This is a genomic window from Planctomycetota bacterium, assembly GCA_035574235.1.
Classification (GTDB): domain Bacteria; phylum Planctomycetota; class MHYJ01; order MHYJ01; family JACPRB01; genus DATLZA01.
The window spans coordinates 1-20122 of record DATLZA010000160.1; the positions used below are offsets into that span (position 1 = coordinate 1).

General features: G+C 69.4%; 18 protein-coding genes and 1 pseudogene. 5 read left to right on the plus strand and 14 right to left on the minus strand.

Translation table 11 applies throughout. From position 1 onward, the window contains the following. On the minus strand, nucleotides 1–1003 hold a 1003-nt coding region (locus tag VNO22_14935), incomplete at its 3' end, for a serine/threonine-protein kinase (GenBank protein ID HXG62663.1). 66 nt (nucleotides 1004–1069) lie between these two features. Here VNO22_14935 and VNO22_14940 point away from each other — a divergent pair. Continuing rightward, a complete protein-coding gene (locus VNO22_14940; protein HXG62664.1) occupies nucleotides 1070–2662 on the plus strand; it encodes a hypothetical protein in 1593 nt (530 codons plus the stop codon). Nucleotides 2663–2680: 18 nt separating this feature from the next. Here the strand turns inward: VNO22_14940 and msrA are convergent. Together msrA and VNO22_14950 are read right to left on the minus strand one after the other, a co-directional pair. Then, a pseudogene (gene msrA, locus VNO22_14945) lies at nucleotides 2681–3250 on the minus strand (peptide-methionine (S)-S-oxide reductase MsrA). Between the two features lie 12 nt (nucleotides 3251–3262). Continuing rightward, nucleotides 3263–3424, minus strand: a complete 162-nt coding sequence (locus VNO22_14950) for a hypothetical protein (GenBank protein HXG62665.1) — start codon at nucleotides 3422–3424, stop codon at nucleotides 3263–3265. A gap of 134 nt (nucleotides 3425–3558) precedes the next feature. Here VNO22_14950 and VNO22_14955 point away from each other — a divergent pair, with 134 nt between their 5' ends. Both VNO22_14955 and VNO22_14960 read left to right on the plus strand, forming a co-directional pair. After that, nucleotides 3559–4695, plus strand: a complete 1137-nt coding sequence (locus VNO22_14955) for a sensor domain-containing diguanylate cyclase (protein ID HXG62666.1) — start codon at nucleotides 3559–3561, stop codon at nucleotides 4693–4695. A 136-nt stretch (nucleotides 4696–4831) separates the two neighbouring features. Next, nucleotides 4832–5863, plus strand: a complete 1032-nt coding sequence (locus tag VNO22_14960; protein HXG62667.1) for a DUF3187 family protein — start codon at nucleotides 4832–4834, stop codon at nucleotides 5861–5863. Between the two features lie 9 nt (nucleotides 5864–5872). Here the strand turns inward: VNO22_14960 and VNO22_14965 are convergent, their stop codons facing one another. The 6 genes from VNO22_14965 to VNO22_14990 form a co-directional block, all read right to left on the minus strand. Beyond that, on the minus strand, nucleotides 5873–6157 hold the full coding sequence (locus VNO22_14965; GenBank protein HXG62668.1) for a MoaD/ThiS family protein: 285 nt from the start codon (nucleotides 6155–6157) through the stop codon (nucleotides 5873–5875). Nucleotides 6158–6159: 2 nt separating this feature from the next. Next, complete coding sequence (locus VNO22_14970) at nucleotides 6160–6450, minus strand: hypothetical protein (protein ID HXG62669.1); 291 nt, start codon at nucleotides 6448–6450, stop codon at nucleotides 6160–6162. A gap of 174 nt (nucleotides 6451–6624) precedes the next feature. Continuing rightward, on the minus strand, nucleotides 6625–7275 hold the full coding sequence (locus VNO22_14975; protein ID HXG62670.1) for a hypothetical protein: 651 nt from the start codon (nucleotides 7273–7275) through the stop codon (nucleotides 6625–6627). Nucleotides 7276–7386: 111 nt separating this feature from the next. Further along, the gene (locus VNO22_14980; protein HXG62671.1) at nucleotides 7387–8334 is read right to left on the minus strand and encodes an ABC transporter permease; all 948 of its coding nucleotides are present in this window, start codon (nucleotides 8332–8334) and stop codon (nucleotides 7387–7389) included. Nucleotide 8335: 1 nt separating this feature from the next. Continuing rightward, nucleotides 8336–9091 (minus strand): ABC transporter ATP-binding protein, encoded by a 756-nt coding sequence (locus VNO22_14985; GenBank protein ID HXG62672.1) that lies wholly within the window; start codon nucleotides 9089–9091, stop codon nucleotides 8336–8338. 17 nt (nucleotides 9092–9108) lie between these two features. Further along, nucleotides 9109–10362, minus strand: coding sequence for an NEW3 domain-containing protein (locus VNO22_14990; protein ID HXG62673.1), 1254 nt, complete (start codon nucleotides 10360–10362; stop codon nucleotides 9109–9111). A 269-nt stretch (nucleotides 10363–10631) separates the two neighbouring features. Between VNO22_14990 and VNO22_14995 the strand changes: the two genes are divergently transcribed. Together VNO22_14995 and VNO22_15000 are read left to right on the plus strand one after the other, a co-directional pair. Continuing rightward, a complete protein-coding gene (locus VNO22_14995; GenBank protein ID HXG62674.1) occupies nucleotides 10632–12059 on the plus strand; it encodes a Gfo/Idh/MocA family oxidoreductase in 1428 nt (475 codons plus the stop codon). Between the two features lie 2 nt (nucleotides 12060–12061). Next, nucleotides 12062–13111, plus strand: a complete 1050-nt coding sequence (locus VNO22_15000) for a Gfo/Idh/MocA family oxidoreductase (GenBank protein HXG62675.1) — start codon at nucleotides 12062–12064, stop codon at nucleotides 13109–13111. Between the two features lie 10 nt (nucleotides 13112–13121). On the opposite strand, the gene VNO22_15005 is transcribed toward VNO22_15000, so the two are convergent. From VNO22_15005 to VNO22_15025, 5 genes are all read right to left on the minus strand, one after another. Further along, on the minus strand, nucleotides 13122–14003 hold the full coding sequence (locus tag VNO22_15005) for a CHRD domain-containing protein (GenBank protein ID HXG62676.1): 882 nt from the start codon (nucleotides 14001–14003) through the stop codon (nucleotides 13122–13124). Nucleotides 14004–14065: 62 nt separating this feature from the next. Beyond that, entirely contained in the window at nucleotides 14066–14608 is a 543-nt protein-coding gene (locus VNO22_15010; protein ID HXG62677.1) for a DinB family protein, read from the minus strand. Beyond that, nucleotides 14605–16278: a gamma-glutamyltransferase gene (ggt, locus tag VNO22_15015; protein HXG62678.1), complete on the minus strand. Its 1674-nt coding sequence runs from the start codon at nucleotides 16276–16278 to the stop codon at nucleotides 14605–14607. Before ggt ends, VNO22_15010 begins: the two co-directional genes overlap by 4 nt. Before the next feature lie 45 nt (nucleotides 16279–16323). Beyond that, complete coding sequence (locus VNO22_15020) at nucleotides 16324–18141, minus strand: PQQ-binding-like beta-propeller repeat protein (GenBank protein ID HXG62679.1); 1818 nt, start codon at nucleotides 18139–18141, stop codon at nucleotides 16324–16326. Continuing rightward, nucleotides 18141–20003 carry a PQQ-binding-like beta-propeller repeat protein gene (locus VNO22_15025; protein HXG62680.1) on the minus strand — a complete coding sequence of 621 codons (1863 nt, stop codon included), beginning with the start codon at nucleotides 20001–20003 and terminating at the stop codon, nucleotides 18141–18143. The genes VNO22_15020 and VNO22_15025 overlap by 1 nt, the downstream gene beginning before the upstream one ends. Nucleotides 20004–20122: the final 119 nt, after the last annotated feature.

A 20122-nucleotide genomic window follows, 5' to 3' on the forward strand; every position in this document is an offset into this window, starting at 1 on the left:
CGGAGGAGGCGACTCGGATCGTGGCTCCGGCGTCGGGCGTCCGGCCCTCGAGCCAGAGCGAAAGATCCGAGGCGAGCCGTCCGGCCGACGGGTAGCGGTCCTCGGGGTACACGCTCATCGCCTTGAGGATGATCGCCTCGAGATCCTTGTCGATTTCGGGATTGAACCGGGAGGGCGGCGGGGGAGAGCCCGTGGCCACTTTCATGAGAAGCTCCACGGGCGTGGCGCCCTCGAAGGGAGGGCGGCGCGCGGCCAGGGCATAGAGCGTCGCGCCGAGGGAGTAGACGTCGCTGCGGGCGTCCACGGGCTTCCCTTCGGCCTGTTCGGGGGACATGAAGGCGGGAGTTCCGAGAACCTGTCCCTCGACCGTGAGGGAGGAATCGCGGACCACGGAGCGGGCCAGTCCGAAGTCCATGACGTAGACGCGCCGCACCGCCTCCGCGGGGACCGTGCCGCTTTTTTCGTGGGCGACCATGATGTTGTGGGGCTTGAGGTCGCGGTGGACGATGCCGCGGGCGTGGGCGTAATCGACGGCGAGCGCGGCGTCGCGGACCACGGCGGCGGCCTCGCGGGGCGAGAGCTCCAGGCGGTTGACGGTCTGTCCGTCGATATACTGCATGCTGATGAAGAGCTTTCCCTCGTGGCGGCCGACGTCGTAGAGGGCGGCGATGTTCGGATGGACGAGCTGGGCGGCGATGCGGGCCTCGCGGATGAAGCGTTCGGTCGAAGCTTCCGAATCCGAGTTGAGAAACTTGAGCGCCACGGTGCGGTGAAGGTCCACCTGCCAGGCTTTGTAGACCACCCCGAAGCCGCCGCGGCCGAGCTCCTGCTGGAGGACGAACTTCGAGAAAAGCAGCGAGGCCCCGCAGCGCGGGCAGCCGTAGCGCTGTCCCTCCACGTACCGGGCCAGAACCGTCTCCCCCGCGCAGGTGGGGCAGATCAGGCGAATGGATTCGACGGTCTCGATGGCACCCTCCAGGCCGCCCCGGCCGACACCGCCCAAGGTATTCTAAACCGAGGCGCTTTGCAATCTCCAACGCGGGCCGGATCGCGGACGTAGGGAGCGTAGGTGGGAACGGCGCTGCTCGCCCTGGCGCTCGCGGGTCTGTCGCAGGAATCTCCGCGCGGAGAGGCGGAAATCCGCCGCCGCGCCGGGCCCTCCTGGATCGTGCTTCGAACGACGGCCCGGCTGGCCGGAGCGGTCGACTCTCTGACCTGGAACGGCAAGGAGTTCATCGACAGTTTCGATCACGGCCGCCAGCTCCAGTCCGCGGCTTCCTTCGGAGACGGAGGACCCGACTTTTGGGCGGAAACCTACAACCCCACCGAAGCGGGCTCCCGGGCCGACGGGACCGGGCCGACGAGCACGAGCGTTCTGCTCTCCTTCAAAGCGGAAGCGGATCGTCTGGAAACCCGCACCCGGATGGCGTTCTGGCTGCGGCCGGGGGAGTTCTCGGAGGGTCGGCCGGCGCGGAACCGCACGGCCCTTTCGGACCACATCGTCTCCAAACGGATTACCCTGGGGTGGGGAGGGCTGGATCACGTCCTCGAATACCGCGTCCTCTTTACGGTGCCGCGGGGGGAGTCGCACCGCTTCGCGCAATTCGAGGCCGTCACCGGCTACATGCCCGCCGAGTTTTCCCATTTCCTGGCCTACGACCCCGCGCAAGGCGCGCTCCGCGAACTCTCCGACGGTCCGGGCGAGCAATCCCTTCCCGTGGTGCTGGCGACCCCCTCCGGGAGCCATGCGATGGGAGTCTATTCGCCCGATCAGCCGTCCGAAGGATTCGAAGACGCCGGCTACGGACGTTTCCGTTTTGCGGCCCAACGGGTCGTCAAATGGAACTGCGTCTTTCGGATCCGCTCGGCGGCCGGCGTGCGCCCCGGAGACTATCCCTTCCGGACCTATGTGGTCGTGGGCTCCCGGACCGACGTCCTGGAGGCCCTGAAGGCGCTGCACGAGCGCCTCCCGACGCGGCGTGTGGGACCGCCGCCGGTCCGGCTGGGTCTTGCGGCCTATTACCGCAAGTACGTGGACGCGGACGGCATCCCCGTCGTCGCTTCCGAACGGGTCGAGGATCGCGCTCTTCTGGAGGCGCGGGACCGGGTGCTTCTGCTTCTGGCCCGCCGGACGGACCTGCGCGACGCCCTGGTCCGCCACGGCGTCCGCGTGGCGGTGATCGGCCGGTCGGAGCGGACGACGGATCTTCCGGAATACGGCGACCTGCCGGGGGCCTTTCCCGGCACGGACTGGAATCGGCGCACGCGCGGGCTGGGCGCGACGCGCGAGCGGCCCGTGGCCAGCGCGGGGGAGGAGAACCTCCTGGGGCTCGCCGGCGATCCTTATCGGGGCGAGGACATCCTCACGCACGAGTTCGCTCACACGATCCACACGCTGGGACTCCGGAGCGTGGAACCGGCGTTCGAAGACGCGCTGCGGCGGGCGTTCGAGCATGCGCGCTCGCAGGGATTGTGGAAAGGAACGTACGCCTCCACCTCGCCGGAGGAATACTGGGCCGAAGGAGCCCAGTCCTGGTTCGACCGGAACCGTTCGGCCGATCCGCCGGACGGAGTGCACAACTCCATTGCGACCCGCGAACGCCTGCGCGCCTACGACCCGGAATTGGCGCGGCTCCTGGAGCGCGTCTTCGGAGCGGACTGAGGAACCGCGCCGGGAACCTCAACGCCGGCGCGCGGCCTGAAGGACGGCGCGGCGCCGGTCTTCTTCCACGTTCGCGCGGCGGAGCTCTTCCTCCAGAAGCTCGAGGCCGCCGTTTCCTCCGGCGATTCCGTTGAGCCGGGCGGCCAGGGTGGAGCGGACCAACTCCGCCTCCCCGCCCCCTTCGGCGCGGCGCCATGCCTCGAAAAGCTCGGCATCGTTCCGCAGGTAATACTTCTGATGATAATCCTCGGCCGGATAGAAACGGCGGAGCCGCGCGATCTCGGTGTGGATCTTTTTTCCCAGGCGGGCTTCCTCGCGGTCCCGCGAGGCCAGGGCGCGACGAAGCTGATCCTCGTCGTGGGCGAAGATCGCCGACATGTACTGGCGCCGCCACGGGCGCGCGCACGGATTGTGGGACTTCCAGAAAAGATCCAGAAGTTCCTCGTACGAAACCACCGCCGGATCGAATTCCACCTGAAGGCACTCGGCGTGGTCGCCCAGGTTTCGGTAGGTGGGGTTCTCGAGCGTTCCGCCCGCGTAGCCGACGACCGTGCGGGCGACGCCGGGCACGATCCCGAACCGGGAGTCCGGCTCCCAGAATCAGCCCAGCGCGAAGGTGGCCGTCCGGAGCGTTCCGGCGGCGGCCGGGGCGGGCGCGGGGGCGGAGCCTGCGGCGGGGGTCATGGACGCCTCCTGGGAAACGGACGGCCGGCAGGCGGCCAGGGCCGCCGCCAGAACCGCGGGGACGATTCTTCCCGACATGTCTTCCTCTGCACCTCCATACCTCATAACACGCCTGCCGGACAACGTATTTCGGCGGCGCGGAGGGATGTATAATTGATGCATCAGACGCGGGTCCCGCTCCCCGGGGGAGCCGGGACTCCTAAGGAGGGACGATGTCGGGGAAGGCGCGCCGGAGGGAGCACGCGGCCATTCTCTGGAGCGCGCTCGCCGTGGAGGTCGGGCTGATTCTCCTTTTCGCCCTGCGGACCGGCCCGGAAGGGCTGCGCGAAGCGGCGGGGGCCGAGCGGCTGGCCGTGGCCAGCTTCGTCCTCTTCCTCCTGTACGCCCTGTACGTGGAGCTCCGGGTGAAGGGATACGCCCGGGCGCTCGAGCGCTCCGAGGAGCGCCTCCGCGAGAGCGAGGAGCGCTACGCCCTGGCGATGCGGGGCGCCAAGGACGGCCTCTGGGACTGGGACGTCGCCACGGGCCGCGTGTACTACTCCCCCCGCTGGAAGTCCATGCTCGGCTACGCGGAGGACGAGATCGGCGCCGCGCCCGAGGAATGGCTCTCGCGGGTCCACGAGGAGGACCGCGCCCCCCTTCAGGCGGCCATCGCCTCCCACGTCCTGGGTCACGTGCCCCACTTCGAATGCGAATACCGCATCCGCACGCGCGACGGGACGTGGCGCTGGATGCTCAGCCGCGGACTGGCCGTCCGGAACGCGCGGGGGGAGGTCCTGCGCATGGCAGGCTCCCAGACGGACATCACCGAACGCAAGGACTTCGAGGAGCGCCTGGCGCGCCAGGCGCTCTACGATCCGCTGACGGCGCTGCCCAACCGCACGCTCTTCCTGGACCGCCTCGCGCAGGTCGTCCGGCGCGCGCGCCGCGATCCCGCCCGCGGCTGCGCCGTGCTCTTCGTCGATCTCGACCGGTTCAAGGACGTCAACGACCGCCTCGGCCACGCCGCGGGCGACCGGCTGCTCGTCGAGGCGGCGCGCCGCCTCGAGCGGGCCGTGCGCCCCGGCGACACGGTGGCCCGCCTGGGAGGGGACGAATTCACCGTCCTGCTCGAGGACGTTTCCGGACCCGAGGACGCCGTGCCGGTGGCCGAGCGGCTGCGGATGGAATTCGAGCGTCCCTTCGAGCTGGAAGGCGGGCCCGTGACGGTCACGGCCAGCATCGGAGTCGCCGCCGCCCGCGCTCCCGAACGGCCGGAGGACCTGCTCCGCGAGGCGGACCGCGCGATGTACCGGGCCAAGGAACTCGGCCGGGCCCGGTTCGCCCTCCTCGAAGCGCGGCCGGCCTGAGCGGGCGGCGGTCCTTTTCAGAGACCCTCCGCCCGCCCGTCCGTGACGCCGTTCTTCATCGCCTCACATTCGGCGTAAGATCCTCGCTCCCCGGCCATCCATCCTTCCGGAGCGTCCTCTCCCGCGCATCGAGTCCATGGTGCCGCTGGCCGTGCTCCTGGCAACCTGCATCCCGGCCGCCGCCGGCCGGGGTTCGGACGCCCCGCGCGCCCCGGACGGACGCGAGCCCTCCCGCGCCGCGACCCGTCCGCCCGAGAGCTTCGCCAACGTGGGCTACGGCCCGCTCACGCTGCCGTCCCAATCCCCCCTCCAGGCGCTCCGGTTCGGCCTCCCTCCCCTGCCTCCCTCGCCCCTGTCCCGGGGTCACGCCGAGTTCAGCCTCGGGGGCACCTGGGTGAACGTCTGGGCGGTCAAGGAATTCGAGTACGCCCTGGACTACGAGATGCTCCAGTCCACGATCGGCGTCCGCTACGCGATCGACGAGACCCTCCAGATTCAGTTCGAATACTCCCACCGCAGCCGGTTCGGCGGCCGGATGGACGGTTTGGTCCAGGGATTCCACGATCTGGCGGGGCTCGACCAGGACGGCCGGGACGGCCGTCCCCGCGGGGACTTCGCGTTCGTGCTCGGAGGGCGGGAGGCGGCCCTCCGCGACGACGATCGCGGAAGCTTTTCGGAATCGATTCTCGTATCGATCCGCCGGGACCTCTTTCCGGGGACGGACGTCCTGCCGGCCGTATGCGTCTCCGCGACGCTGCGCGGGGACCTGCGCCACGATCCCGGCCTCGACGGACCGCCGATCGACGCGGGGCTGTCGCTCGCCGCGGCCAAGGGCCTGGGCGCGTTCTACGTCTACCTGGGCATCGGCCTGGCGGAATACGGCGACGAGTCGTTCCGCGGAATGGCGCTCCGGCCCCGGCCGTTCGCCGTCCTGGCGGCGATCGAATGGCGATTCTCGGACGGCATGTCCCTGGTGCTCCAGTATCTCGCCAGCCAGGGCGTGGCCGAGGATTTCCGCCCTTTCTCGCGATCGTCGCACGAGCTGACGCTCGGCTGGCGGGGCGAAACCGGAGGCGTGGCGCTCCAGCTCGGCCTGCTCGAAAATCTCTTCACCTTCGACAACAGCCCCGACTTCGGCGTGCACCTGGGGGCGAGTTTCCGGCTGTGAACCGGAAGATCAGCCCCCCGACACGGCCTGGGCGAACGTGACGACATCTCCGTCCGCCACCGGCACGTCGAGCGACGGCAGCCGCCGTGCGTCCGTTCCGTTATGCAGGCACAGGACGTGGAGGCGGAAGCGTCCGTCCGGCTCGAAGAGGTGATGCCTCAGGGCGGGCGATGCGGCCAGCGCCGCGTCGATCGCCTCGCGCAGCGTGGCGGCCTCGACCTCGACGCGGCTCACGCCCGTGGCCTGCGCGACCAGGCCGGGGAACCGGACGGTGACGCGCGCCTTGCGGACCATGGTCACACGACGGCGACGCTGACCGAAAGGATGCCGGGCAGGTAAGACGCGACGGCCTTCCAGGAGCGCCCCTCGTCGGCGCCGACGAAAAGCTGGCCGGCCGTCGTCCCGACGTAAACGCCGCAGGGCCGCAGCGGATCGGAGGCCATTCCCTCCCGCAGGACGCCCAGATAAGCGTTGTCCGCCGGAAGCCCCCGGCGCAGGGGCCGCCAGGAGCTTCCGTCGCGCGCGTACACGACGAGCGCCCCCGGGGTGGCGCGGAACGTCCCTTCCTGAGGTTCCAGAGGCGTCACCCAGCACCGATCGGGATCCCGGGGGTGCAGGGCGAGCCCGAAGCCGAATTCGCTCGGCAGGCCCCGGTCGATCCTTTTCCAGGAGTCTCCGCCGTCGTCGCTGCGGTAGACGCCCCAGTGGTTTTGCTGGAAGAGCCGTCCCGGCGCCGCCGGGTGGAGCAGCAGCTTGTGAACTCAGGACCCCGCGGCCGTCTCCTTGGGGTCGCCCGGCAGCCGCGCCAGCCCCTCGTTGATGACGCGCCAGGTTTTGCCGCCGTCTTCGGTGCGGAACGCGCCGGCCGACGAGATCGCCACGTACATCCGGCGGCGATCGGCGGGATCGATCTGGATCGAGTGGAGGCACATGCCTCCCGCGCCCGGAGTCCAGGAGGGACGGGTCGGGTGCCGGGTGAGGCCCTTGACTTCCTCCCACGTACGTCCCCGGTCCTCGCTCCGGAAGAGCCCCGCGGGGGCCGTTCCCGCGTAGAGGACCTCCGGCTCGGAGGCGTGTCCCGGCTCCACATGCCACACGCGCGGCGTGGAGGCGATCCCGAACTCCTTGAAGAACTTGCGTTGCGAGGGAAGAAGCTTGGGGGGCACCGGCGGCCGTTCGGCGCCCTTCAGGTCCTTGCCGGAAAGCCCGCCCTGAAAGACCGTGGTGCCGAACGCGTCGTTCGCCGCGGCCGCGTAGAGACGGGGCGTCGAGCGGACGTCCACTCCGGCGTGGTAAATCTGCCACCCCTTCAGCAGCGGGCCCCGCGCGCTCCATCGGGAACGGGAGCGATCCGACTCGAAGATGAAAAGCCCCTTGCGGGTCCCGGCGCAGACGACGACGCGATCGGCCATGGTTCCTCCCGGCGGGGAGGCGCCTGTCGGGCGACAGGCCGGCCTTCCCGTCCGGGACGAGGATACCCGAACCGCCCCGTGTGCCGAAGGAAAATACCGCGTCCGGCGCGGCTACACCGACCGGATCTCCTGCCGGAGGAACACGGCGTACGACGCCGCGAAGCAGAGGAACGTGAGCGCGACGATGCCGATGAGGTGCGGGGCCACCACGAGCGTCGATTCCAGGACGTCGAGAGGGTTATTGAACCGCGTCATGGAGATCCCTTCCATGGGCCCCACAAGGACCATCGTGCGGGTCGTCTTGCGGTACGGATCCAGAAGGATCGAAGAGGCCTCGCTGTACAGGGTCACCGGACTCGTCCGTCCGACCCAGGCGGCCGTCTCTTCGAAGCGGCTCACCTGCTCGGGATCCCGCGGGTTCTCGATGGGCGAGAGGGCCCCGGCCACGAGGTTGGCCGCCAGGGACACCAGGAAGGCCACCAGAATCCAGCACGCGATCGCCGCCAGCGCGGACGTTCCCACCGACCGGAAAAGGACCGACGCGAGAATCGCCAGGCCCAGCCAGAAACCCAGGTAGAGCACGCTCAGCACCGCGTAGATCGCCAGCCGGGCCACCTGCTCCGCCGTGGGCACCACGCCGATCACGAGCATGCCCATGCCCGAAATGAGAAGGGACAGGCTCGCCACCAAGAGCGCGCAGACGGTCAGGCCCGCCAGGAACTTCCCGACCAGGATGGAGTCGCGGTGAATGGGCTGCCCGAGAAGCATCGCGAGGGTGCCCTCGTTGCGTTCGCGGTTGATCGCGTCGAAGCCGAGCACGATGCCCATGAGCGGCCCGAAGAATGCGATGAACTGGACCAGGGAGAAGAACTCGCCCCGCGTGACGAAGAGGTAGAGGAAGACGTGCGGGTCCTTCGCCCCGCGATCGATCTCGGCGCGAATGTTGAGGCTCACCGAGTTCGTAATGAGGAGGGCGACTCCGACGATGAGGCAGAAGAGGATGAGAAAGCGCGTCGAGTTGAGCGCGTCGGCCAGTTCCTTGCGCCACACGGTGCCCACGTCAGGCCTCCCGGAAGTACCGCATGTAGATCTCCTCGAGGGTCATGCGCCGTCCGCCTTCCGCCGCCAGCCCCTGGCTCGAGAGCTCCTGGAGCGTCCCCTCCGCCACGAGCTTCCCCTGATTCATGATTCCCACCCGGTCGCAGATCTCCTGTACCTGGTGGAGCTGGTGGGAGCAGAGCAGGACCGTGATCTTCTGCTCGACCCGCAGCGACCGGATGAGATCGAGGATCGCCTTGGTTCCCTGGGGGTCCAGTCCCAGAGTCGGCTCGTCGAGAATCATGACTTCGGGCTTCTTGACGAGCACTCCGGCCAGACCCAGCCGCTGGCGCATGCCGCGCGAGTAGGTGGCCACGGTCCGGTCGGCCGCCTCGGCCAGCTCCACGCGCTCCAGAGCCTCCTGGATCCCGCGTTCCGCCGCCGGACCGTCCAGGCCGTTCAGCCGCGCCAGGTAACGCAGATTCTCCCGGCCCGTCAGGTCGCGGTAGAAACCCAGGTTCTCGGGCAGGTAGCTCACCCGGCGCTTCACCTCGAGCGGCTGCCGGAACGGATCCAGGCCCAGCACCTCCGCCCGACCCGCCGTGGGCTCCGTGAGCCCGAGAAGCATCAGGATCGTCGTGGTCTTCCCCGCCCCGTTGGGGCCCAGGAAGCCGTAAATCTCGCCCCGCGCGAGCCGCAGGTTGAGCCCGTCCACGGCCACCTTGTCCCCGTAGGCCCGCGTCAGATACTCCGTGCGGACGACCGTCTCTTCGGACATGCGCCGAAACCCTCGAGCTAGCGGCGGCCGAACACCTTGAAGAGCGCGCTCAGACCGGCGATCACCGCGATGATGATGCCCACCCCCACCCACGCCCACGCCGTCGAGGGCTTCACCGTCACGCGCAGCTCGAGATCATCCTGCCCCCGCTCCGCCCGGGCGGACACCTGCACCGAATAGTCCCCCACCAGGGCGTCTTTGTGCGGGGTGATGATCACCTCGACCTGCTCCATCTTGCCGGGGGCCACCGACTCCAGCCGCTCCGGCTTGAACGTCACCTTCCAGTTCTCCGGCTTGAAAGAGTCGAATTTGATGCCGCTGAGCGCCGCGGTCCCCGTGTTGACGACGTAAATCGAGAGATTCGACTCCTGCCCGCCCCGCCCCGTCAGCGACAGCAGCCCCTTGACCGTCCGAAGCTCCAGCCGATAGGTCCCCGTCAGCTCGACGGTCAGCTCCCGCTTGGCCTCCATCTCCTTGCGGGAAAGCTTGGCGTACACCGTAATCGGGTACTTCCCCACGGCGCTTCCCGGCGCGGGCTTCACCTCCACGTCCACGGATTTGCTGAGATTGGCCTCAACCTTGAGCGAGCCGATATAGCGGTTCTCGTAGGACGGCTTGAACGACACCTCCCACCCCGCCGGCGCCTCCGCCCGCAGGGCCGCCATGTCCTCGACCTCCGTGTTGTTGTGGATGTTGACCGAGAAGCGGAAGTCGCCGTCATTGGCCCCCCGCAGGTTCGGATACGAACACGAAATCTCCACGGGGTCCTTGGCCCCGCCCCCCTCGTCCGACGGCGACCGGACGGTGATCTCCCCGCGGGCCTTGACGTCGATCTTCTTGTCCTCCGTGGAAGCGCGCACGACCACCGCGTACTTGCCCGGGGGGACGTTCGCCTTCCGGTCCTTCTCCTCCTCCTTCTTATCCTTGGCCGGCTTGGGTTTGAGCGTCACCTTCAGCGTGCGCTTCTCGCCGGAGGCCACGAAAAGCCCTCCCACCGCCCGCCCGAAATCCTCGATCCGGCTGACCAGATCCGCGGGCGCCTCCGCCAGCTCCAGAAGAAGCGTCTCGTCCCTGCGGCCGTTGTTCTTGACCACGAGATCCAGGCTCACGCTCGAGGACGGCTCCACCTCCACGCGCGGAAACTCGAACGCCAGGCTCACCTCCCGTTCCGGCTTGGCGGACTCCTGAGCCGCCCCCGCCCCCGCCGCCAGGCAAAGGACCGCCGCCCCGATCGCGCCCCATCCCCTGCGCACCGCGTTCGAAGAACTCATCGAGGAACCCCCCTGCATCATCCTCCCGTGACGGGAACCGTAGAACATGGTCCGCTAAGCAAGTTCCTTGCCGAACGTACGATGGACGTCATCCCTAAATACGTGCCAAGGAAGAATTTATTGGATCCGTTCGCGCCGAGGCCCGGAAGCCCGTGCCAATCTGGCAGTCCGGCCGTCACGGGCGGCCTCTTTGACGGGAGATCCGCGCCCCGTCGCGTCTGCCGGGCGCGTACCATTAGAAGATCGACCCTTTGCGGAGGAAACCTGCCATGCCCCGCCTCAATCGCCGCGAGTTCCTCGAACGCACCCTTTGGGCCGCCGCGGCCTCCGCCGCCGCTCCCCTTCCCCTTTCCGCTTCCCCCGGCGGCCGCCGCGCCGGTCCCAACGACCTGCTCCGCGTCGCCGTCGTGGGCGTCCGGGGCCGGGGAGGCGGCCACGTCAGCGCCTTCGCGGCCATGAAGGACGTCCAGATCGCCGCCCTCTGCGACGTCGACGAGAACGTGATCGCCGGGGCCATGAAGCGGGCCGAGGAGGCCGGCGGCCGAAAACCCGCCTTCTACAAGGACTACCGAAAACTCTGCGAGGACCCATCGATCGACGCCATCTCGGTGGCGACCTGCAACCACACGCACACGCTCATCTCGCTGACGGCGGCCCAGGCCGGAAAACACGTCTACGTTGAAAAACCCCTCAGCCACAACGTCTGGGAAGGCCGCAAACTCGTCGAAGCGGCCCGCAAGTACGGCGTCGTCGTCCAGCATGGAACCCAAAGCCGCTCGGAAGGCCGCTGGCGCCGCGCGATCGCCTTCCTGCGTTCGGGAAAGCTCGGCGCCGTGAAGACCGCCCGCGGCTTGTGCTACAAGCGCCGTCCGTCCATCGGCTTCAAACCCGACGGCCCGGCGCCTCCCGGCGTCGATTACGACCTCTGGCTCGGACCCGCTCCGGAACGTCCGTTCAACCCGAATCGCTTTCACTATAATTGGCACTGGTTCTGGGACTACGGCAACGGCGACCTCGGCAACCAGGGGGTTCATCAAATGGACATCGCCCTCTGGGGCCTCGGGAAAACCGAGCTTCCGCGGCGGGTCCTCAGCGTCGGCGGACGGCTCGGTTACAAGGATCAGGCCGAAACCGCCAACACCCAGGTCTGCTGGTACGATTACGGAGACGCCGAAATCGTCTTCGAAGTCCGGGGCCTGGACACCGACCCCTTCATGGGCCAGCGGATCGGCAATATCTTTCACTGCGAGAAAGGCTATCTCGCCGGAACCACGGCCTTCGACCTCGACGGCGCGAAGATTCCGATCGAGGCGGAGGACGACGGCAAAGGGGGCAATCATTTCCGGGTGTTCGTGGACGCCGTCCGCGGCGGGAAGAAAGAAAGCCCCACGGCCGACGTGATCGACGGCCACCTCTCGAGCGCCCTGTGCCACCTGGGCAACATCTCGTACCGGCTCGGGGAGCGGCGCAAACTTTCCGAAGAGGCGCCCTTCCGGGAAATCGCCTCGGGACAGGAGGCCTACCGGCGGATGCGCGCGCATCTGCGCGACAACGGCGTGGGCGAGGAAACGGAGTTCTTCGTGGGCCGGATGCTCGACTTCGATCCGGTCTCCGAGACTTTTAAGGGCTGCGAGGAGGCCGATCGCCTCCTCACCCGCGAGTACCGCAAACCCTTCGTGGTGCCGGAGAAGGTGTGACCATGAATCTGAGAAAAACCTCCGCGGGGATCGTTCTTCTGGGCCTTCTGGCGGCGGGCGGGGCCGCCCAGGAGGCGGAGCCGCCGCTCCGGCTGGGGATGATCGGGCTGGACACTTCCCACGTGATCGCCTTCACCCAGCTCCTCAACGACCCCAAGAATCCCCATCACGTCCCCGGGGCGCGCGTCGTCTGCGGCTTCAAGGGCGGCAGTCCCGACGTCGAAGCCAGCCGCACCCGCGTGGACAACTTCACCCGCCAGCTCCAGGAGAAATTCGGGGTCGAAATCGTGGACTCGATCGAAGCGCTCTGCCGGAAGGTGGATGCCGTCCTGATCATGAGCGTGGACGGCCGGCCCCACCTCGAGCAGGCGCGGGCCGTCTTCGCGGCGGGGAAGCGCCTGTTCATCGACAAGCCGCTCGCCGGCAGCCTGCGGGACGCGCGGGAGATCGCGCGGCTGGCGCGGGAAAGCAATACGCCGTTCTTCTCGGCCTCCTCCCTCCGCTTCGCGGATTCCGTGGCGCGCACCCGGACCGACCCCGCTCTCGGAAAGATCCTGGGCTGCGACGCCTTCTCCCCCGCCTCGCGGGAACCCCACCACCCGGACCTCTTCTGGTACGGGGTGCACGGCGTGGAGATCCTCTTCTCGGTGCTCGGACCCGGATGCGAAAGCGTCCGGCGCGTCGAAACGCCGGAGGCCGATTTCGTCGTCGGCCGCTGGAAGGACGGGCGTGTCGGCACCTTCCGGGGCCTCCGCAAGGGGCACTCGGGATTCGGAGCCACGGTCTTCGGCGAGAAGGCGGTGCGCTCCACCCTTTCGCCCCAGGCGGTGGCCGCCTGGGCGCGCGAGGCCCGCAAAGCCGGCGCGGCGGTCGACGTCCCCGAGATTCAGGACAGCTACCGGAACCTCGTGCGCGAGATCGTGGCCTTCTTCAGGACCGGCCGCCCTCCGGTCCCGGTGGAGGAGATGCTCGAGGTGCTCGCCTTCATGGAGGCGGCCGACGTCTCCAAGAGCCGCGGGGGCGCGGAGGTCCGGCTGGCCGAGCTTCCGTGAGCGCGCCTCCTCATCGCGGCGCGAGCTGCCCTCGGATCTCCCCGCCCGGATTCGACGCCGAGTGCACGTTCACGTAGGCGTTCCCGCTCAGGATCGCGTCCACGGCGTCCTCGAAGGACCGGATCCCCTGCGCGGGCCGGGGCTCGAGGTCGGCCGCGGTCAGCGTGCGGCGGACGGGGCTGCTCAGCGGCGCGGTCGCCAGGGTGAAGACGATCGGCCCGTTGGCTCCCCGCGCGCCGACATGGATATGAGCCGCCGCGGGGGAGCTGCCCAGCCCCGAAAATTCGAGCGTCACGGCCAACTCCGTTTGTTCCCCGTTCAGGGTCACGGTCGCCAGGCCGGTCGCCCCCGTGGAAACGGGGGGCACTTCCTCGGAACCCGACAGCGTCGCCTGGAACACGGCCGGCCCGAGATGGCCGCGAATCTCGCCGTCGGGGTGTTGCGTCGTGTGGACGTTCACGTAGGTGCGCCCCTCGCGAATCGCCTGAACGGCCTGCGCAAAGGTCATTCCGGAGGTCGCGCCGAGGTCGGAAGCGGCGAGCGTGCCCGAGAGGGAACCGGCGAACGGACCGGGCGAGAGGGTGAAGAGGATTGGTCCGTTGACTCCGGGGGTCCCGGCGTGGATGTGCGCGGCCGTGATGTTGCTGAGCGCGGAGACCTCGAGGGTGAAGGCCATCGCCGCCCCGCCGGGCCGCACCGTCACGGAGGCGGCGCCCCGGCCGCCGGTGGCGACCGGCGGGTTCTCCTGAGCTCCGGACAGAATCGATCGGACGGTGACCGGTTCCTCGAGAACGCCGAAGCCGTCCCCGCCGTCATCGTCGTCGTGGCAGGCGGGGATCGCCGCCGCAAGGACCGCGAGGGCCGCCGCCCTCCAGGCGCGTTCGGGCCGCATGACTCCTCCTTCCCCCACGAGGGATCGCTTCCCCGTAGGGAGAGACACGCGACCGCCCGCCGTTATGCGCGCGGCGGAGGCGCGGGGGGCCCGGAGTTGCGGCGCGTCAGATCCACGCCGCGGTAGAAGCCCAGATCGATCGCCTTGCGCGCCTTGGTGAAGTAGACGATCTGCCCCGTGTGGTAGGAGAAGTGTTCGATGACGTGAACCAGAATCGACAGACCGGTCTCCGTGAAGCCCTGCACGGTGCGCGGTTCGAAAAGCGCCGCCGCCGGCAGGCGCTCGACGACCTCCACGGCCCGGCGGACGGCCGTCTCCAGATCCCGCCGGAGGTCCGCCCTGGGAACGGGCCCTCGAGCCGCGAACTCCGCGGGCCGGTCGCGCCGGTCCGGAGCTCCGCCCAGCCCCGACACGATCCACTGCCGCACGTTGCCGGCCAGATGAAGAAGCAGGTTCCCGACGCTGTTGCTCGCCTCGTTCGGACGGAGCCAGAGGTCCTCGTCGGTGAGTTCGTCCAGACAGCGCCCGATGCGCGAAAGAGACTCCTCGAGCACCCGGCGGCGGAACTCCCCCGCCAAGGCGTCGCGAAAGTTTTCCGGATTCATGTCGCCTGCACTCCCCCGTCGGCGCGCGGGTCGCTGCCTCCGACAAGCGTCCCGTCCGGATCCCGCCGGATCACCTGGCCGCGGCCGAAGACGGCGCGCGCGAAGCCGGAGATTCCCACCGCGGTCACTTCATGGCCGCGCTCCGCAAGGGCGGCCGCCGCGGCGTCGTGAAAGCCGGCCTCCAGACGCACGCGGCTGGGGCCGCCGTCCGGATCGACCATGAAGCGCGGCCGATCCAGGGCGGGCTGAGGATCCAGGCCGTCGTCCACGAGGCCCACGACCACCTGGACGTGCCCCTGGGGCTGCATGAAGCCCCCCATGACGCCGAAGGGCGCGTAGAGCGAGCCGTCCGGGCGGGTCAACATGCCGGGAATGATCGTATGGTAAGGCCGCTTGCGCGGCGCCGGCGCGTTGGGGTGCCCGGGACGCAGCGTGAAACAGTGGCCCCGGTTCTGGAGGGCGAACCCCCATCCGTTCGGAACGATGCCCGTGCCGAACCCCATGTAGATCGAGTTGATGAAGGAACAGGCGTTCCCGTCCCCGTCCACGACGCAGAAGTACACCGTGTCGGAACCCGCTCCGGGCGCGCCCGGGGCGACCTCCGGGGCGGCGCGCCGGGGATCGATGAGCCGCCGGCGCCGCGCCGCGTAATCCTTCGAAAGGAGCTCCGCGGAGGGCACCTTCTCGACGGCGGGATCGGCCACGTAGGCGCGCGCGTCGGCGAAGGCCATGCGCAGCGCTTCGATCAGGAGGTGCGTGCGTTCCGTCCCGAGAGGATCCTGGCCGCGCAGATCGAAGCCTTCGAGAAGATTGAGCGCGATCAGCGCCACGATCCCCTGCCCGTTGGGCGGGCATTCCCAGACGGTCAGGCCGCGATACGTCGTGCGAAGGGGCTCCTCCCAGGTGGATTCGTGTTCGGCGAGATCCTCGGGACTCAGAAAGCCGCCCGCCGCGCGGACCGCCCGGGCGATCGCGCGGGCGATCTCGCCGCGATAGAACGCCTCCTTGCCTCCGGCGGCGACCGCCCGCAGGGTCCGGGCGAGTCCGGGGTTGCGGAAGGTTTCGCCGGCCGCCGGAGCGCGCCCGTCCGGAAGGAGAAGCTCGCGGCCGCCGGGCGAGCGGGCCATAAAGGCGGCGGCGCCCTGCCACGCGTGGGCGGTCCAGGGGGCCACGGGGAAGCCTTCCTCCGCCCACCGGATCGCCGGCTCGAGGACGCGCGCCCGGGGCAGGCGGCCGTAGCGGGCCAGAAGGTCGCACCAGCCCGCGCAGGCTCCCGGGACGGTCACGGTGGCGGCGTGGTGCGCCGGAAGGGGCACGAGGCCTTCGCGGCGGAGGCGCTCCAGCGTGAGCGCCGCGGGCGCGCGGCCCGATCCGTTGAGCGCCGTGACCTTCCCCGGGGCGGCCTCGTAGTAGAGGGCGAACATGTCGCCGCCGAGGCCGGTGGACATGGGCTCGGTCACGTTGAGCACCGCGGCGGCGGCCACGGCGGCGTCGGCGGCGGAGCCTCCCTCGCGGAGGACCCGGACGGCGGCCTCGGACGCGAACTTCTGGCTGGTGGCCGCCATGCCTCGCCGCGCGCGGGACTCCGCCGGGCCCGCGCATCCCGCCGCGGCCCCCGCGGCCGCGCCGGCGGCCAGAAAGGTCCTCCGGGAAATCGGCCGCGCGCTCATCTCTCTTACGTAACGCTCGGAGAACCCTGACGCACGGCGGCGCCGTTACTTTCCCGGAGCGCTCCAGAGCCCGAAACCGCCGCCCCTTCCGAATCCCCAAAGAAGCGCGGCCGCTCCGACCGCCCCCAGAAAGCACAGCCGTTCCGTCCGGCTTCGGATGAAACCGCAGCCGCACCGGTCCGACTCGTCTTCCGAATCCGGGGACGCGGCCCCCGAGCCGGACCCCGGCGGCCCCGGCGGCGCCGGCGGGGGCGGCCCCTCCGGCGAGGGCATGGCCGTCCCGCTGTGACGGAAAACCATGAGATCGCCGCCGTTCCCCTCCACGACCACCAGCCCGTCCGACACGTACGTGTAGCGCGGCAGGATCCCCTCGCTGTACGCGTTCCGCGCCGGCGTCGGAGGATCCAGCGTGTTCCAGTAGACCCACCAGCCCGGCCCGGGCCACGTCCGCGGATCCCCATAGAGCGTGAGCGATCCCGTCGTCCAGTGCGTCTGCGGATCGTAGGAGCCGTTGGCCTGAATCCTCCGGAGCACGACCGGATGGCGCGTGGTGCGGATCGGATCGGCCCGCGTGGCCCCCCGCGCGGCCGAACGCTCCGTGATCCGGGCGGCCTCCGAGGCTCCCCAGTGAGCATGAAAGATCGTGTCCCCCGCCATCGTCAGGGGGCAGGCTTCGTCCGTGATCCTCACCATGAAGCCGTGCTCCTCGAACTGCACGAACCGCAGATCGCCCGCCTGATAGCCGGACACGGTTTCGGCGTCCAGCACCATCTCGCCGAGGTGGGAATCCCACCGGCCGTCCCAGTTGGGATCCCGCGTGTCGCCGTTGCGCCAGAGGACGTAGGCCAGCTCCCGGTCGCCCACCCGGCGCACGACCGGAAAGTTGTGCACCCGCAGGCGCGGCGAGCCGTCGGAAAGAAGATCTTCGACCCCCGAGGGGCCGACCGCGGGGACGAACGCCTCGCGACCGTCGTCCAGACCGAGCGCGAAGAGATTCCTGTACTGGGGGTTCTCCACCAGCCGCCGGCGGATGTCCGCGTTCGTCCGCGGCCACTTGCCCCCGGGACCGCCTCCCGTCCAGAGCGTGCCGTTGATGTCCCCCACCAGCATGCGGACGAACACGATCCCTCGGCCGTCCGCCACGACGGGCCAGCCGCCCGTGAATTCCACGTGGGTTCCCGGCGAAAGCGTCGTGGGCTTCACCCGCCATGCGCGCGCGCCGTCCGTCTCGCGCACGGCGTGCACGTAAAGATCCGCCGTCGCGAAAATCGCCAGCTTCCGCGAACCCGAATACGCCGCGAGCGTCTGGGGCGCCGAACCCGCCGAATAAACCCACGCGCGGGTCATCGTCGCCCCGTCGACTTTGTGAAGCTCCCCCCGCTCGGTCAGCACATACGCCGCCCCGCCCGCCCAGAGCACCGGCTTGACGATCTTCCCGCCGGCGTCGTACGTCCCGAGGATCCCGCCGTCGGAAGCGCGGAACTTGTAGAGCACTCCCGACTCCGCTCCCGCGAACACCGCCGCTCCGGCCGGATCGTAGGCGGGCGTCGTCTGAAACGAAGCGCCGTCGAACCTCCATCCGACGCCTCCGTCGGTCTTCCGCAGGGCGTACAGCCCGCGGCTCCCCGCCGGGACGTAGACGTGCCGCCCTCCCGTGCAGGTGCGCGCCTCCCACGGAACGTGCGCCTGAGGCTGATGGTAGAAGTGGCCGCCTGTCCCTCCCTGCGCGTCCGGGCCGTTCCACGTCCAGGCCGGAGTCCACGGAGGCACGGGCTCTTCCGGCGAGTATCCCGTCCGCTGCGCGTCGTGGCCGTCCTGGGTCCATTCCTGGGCCGCCAGGACCAGAAGAAAAATCGCTTCCATCACGGAACCCTCGGTCCCTCACGGACCTTCACGGAGAAGGGGTCGATGACCGTCAGGTCTCCGGGCCGTTCCAGATAAATCGCCGGGTCTCCCTGATACCATCCGATCCGACCGCGGACCCGCACCTGCAGACCTTCGCGGACAAGCGTCTCCCGGTTCCGCCCCCACCGGCGGCCGAACTCGGGGCCGAAGCGCTCCCAGGCGGAATGGGGAATCTGGACTTTGAAAGCCCCCTGATGAGGATGTTGAAACCCGAGAAGCACGGTCTTGCCGTTGTTGAAGACGTAACGGACCGTCCCCTCGACGGCGGCCTCCGTTCCCGCGAACGCGGCCGCCTCTTCAGGACGGAGCACCCGGCCGGCGGGACGCGGGGGATCCGGCCGCCGGGACAAAGCCGGTTCGGACACGACCCGGCGTCCGGCGCGCGCGGTGGGATCCCCGGATTCCAGGCACACGACGGCGCCGTCGCAGCTTCGGTAGTACATCCGGCCGTTGCTGACCACCCAGCAGGAGTAGGAGCTCCAGTAGGAGTCGTAGACCGTACCCTGACCCCAGTAGATGTAGAAGCCGAAAGGGATCGTCCGCGCGTCGCCGTCCTGGCTGAGCGGCCCGCTCGAATAATGGCTCGCGCTGAAGGGAACGCTCCGCGTGGACGTCACGATCTGAGGAAGACTTTCCGTCCGGATCGGATCCGAGTAACTCCCCCGGGAGGACGAGCGATCGGTCACGCTTCGAGCGAAGCCCATCATCCAGTGCCCGGCCAGGATGTGGTCCCCCGCCGCCGTCACGAACGCCTGCTCGTCGGTCGGGAAAAACGATCCGTTCCGGCTGTCCATCCAGCGGACTTCCCCGGCGGCGACCCCCGAAACGGTCGCTCCGTCCAGAACCATCTCCCCCAGATAGGAATCCCACCGGCCGTCCGTATTCTGGGTCTGATCCCCGCGGATCACGGTCCAGACCACCTCGCCGCCTCCGGGCAGCTTCTTGAGCGCGGGCATGGGCCCCATGGGCATGTAGCCGCCGTCGCCCCAGCCTCCGTGGCCGAGGTTGCAGATGAAGGGCACCGTGCCGTCGTCCAGATCGAGCGCGTAGAGACACTGCTCCTCGGGCCGACCGGTCAGATTCCGGCGAATATCCGCATTGGTCGTGGGCCACGGGCTCCACGTCCACAGCGTCTGCCAGTCCAGCCGATATCGGACGAGCGCGTAGCCGTGCGCTTCGGAGACGACCGGCCACCCCCAGAGCGCTTCCGCGAGCCCCTTGCCGTTGTCGCCGGGATCGCCGCCGCTCCGCGGCGTGGGCTTCACCCGCCACGCCCGGTTGCCCGAGGAGGCGTCGATCGCATGGACGTAAAGATCCTGGCTGACCACGAACAGCCGCCCCCGCGACGGCGAGTAGGCGGGCGGCGTGTCCACCCGCGAATCGGCCTCGTAGGACCACCGCGCCGCCAGGCTCGCTTTATCGAGCGCGTACACGCGGTTCCCGGCGGAGACGTACACCGTGTCTCCGGCGAGACACGGCGCCAGCGAAACGCCCGCCGACGCATTGAAGCTTCCCAGAACGGAGCCGTTCGAGGAGTCCAGGCGATAGAGACGGCCGTCCGTGCAGGCCGCATAAAGCGAACCCGTCTCCGGATCGTAGGCCGGGGTGGAAACCGCATCGCCGCCGGGATCCGCCGTCCAAACCACCGATCCGTCGGTTTCGGCCAGGGCGACGATCCCCGCCGCGCCCCGGGCGAGGTAGACCCGGCCACCCCCGGTCACGGGCTGCACGTTTCGGGGCAGGGACGTTTTCCCGCTCGAAATTCCGCCCGACGCATTCGGCCCATTCCAGGACCACGCCCACCGCCAGGGCACGGGCACGCTGTCGGGGGCGTAGCCCGCCCGTTGCGCGTCATGGCCGTGCTGGGTCCATTCGGCTGAGCCATTTCCACTTCCGCCCCCCCCCCCCCCCCCCCCCCCCCCCCCCCCCCCCCCCCCCC

What these genes read in the sequence shown, in the direction of transcription:
- VNO22_15010 (HXG62677.1), bottom strand. Translation starts at nt 14,608, where the DNA reads ATGAATCCGGAAAACTTTCGCGACGCCTTGGCGGGGGAGTTCCGCCGC.
- VNO22_14960 (HXG62667.1), top strand. Translation starts at nt 4,832, where the DNA reads ATGGTGCCGCTGGCCGTGCTCCTGGCAACCTGCATCCCGGCCGCCGCC.
- VNO22_15020 (HXG62679.1), bottom strand. Translation starts at nt 18,141, where the DNA reads ATGGAAGCGATTTTTCTTCTGGTCCTGGCGGCCCAGGAATGGACCCAG.
- VNO22_14990 (HXG62673.1), bottom strand. Translation starts at nt 10,362, where the DNA reads ATGAGTTCTTCGAACGCGGTGCGCAGGGGATGGGGCGCGATCGGGGCG.
- VNO22_14950 (HXG62665.1), bottom strand. Translation starts at nt 3,424, where the DNA reads ATGTCGGGAAGAATCGTCCCCGCGGTTCTGGCGGCGGCCCTGGCCGCC.
- VNO22_14955 (HXG62666.1), top strand. Translation starts at nt 3,559, where the DNA reads ATGTCGGGGAAGGCGCGCCGGAGGGAGCACGCGGCCATTCTCTGGAGC.
- VNO22_15000 (HXG62675.1), top strand. Translation starts at nt 12,062, where the DNA reads ATGAATCTGAGAAAAACCTCCGCGGGGATCGTTCTTCTGGGCCTTCTG.
- VNO22_14975 (HXG62670.1), bottom strand. Translation starts at nt 7,275, where the DNA reads ATGGCCGATCGCGTCGTCGTCTGCGCCGGGACCCGCAAGGGGCTTTTC.
- VNO22_14985 (HXG62672.1), bottom strand. Translation starts at nt 9,091, where the DNA reads ATGTCCGAAGAGACGGTCGTCCGCACGGAGTATCTGACGCGGGCCTAC.
- ggt (HXG62678.1), bottom strand. Translation starts at nt 16,278, where the DNA reads ATGAGCGCGCGGCCGATTTCCCGGAGGACCTTTCTGGCCGCCGGCGCG.
- VNO22_15005 (HXG62676.1), bottom strand. Translation starts at nt 14,003, where the DNA reads ATGCGGCCCGAACGCGCCTGGAGGGCGGCGGCCCTCGCGGTCCTTGCG.
- VNO22_14995 (HXG62674.1), top strand. Translation starts at nt 10,632, where the DNA reads ATGCCCCGCCTCAATCGCCGCGAGTTCCTCGAACGCACCCTTTGGGCC.
- VNO22_14965 (HXG62668.1), bottom strand. Translation starts at nt 6,157, where the DNA reads ATGGTCCGCAAGGCGCGCGTCACCGTCCGGTTCCCCGGCCTGGTCGCG.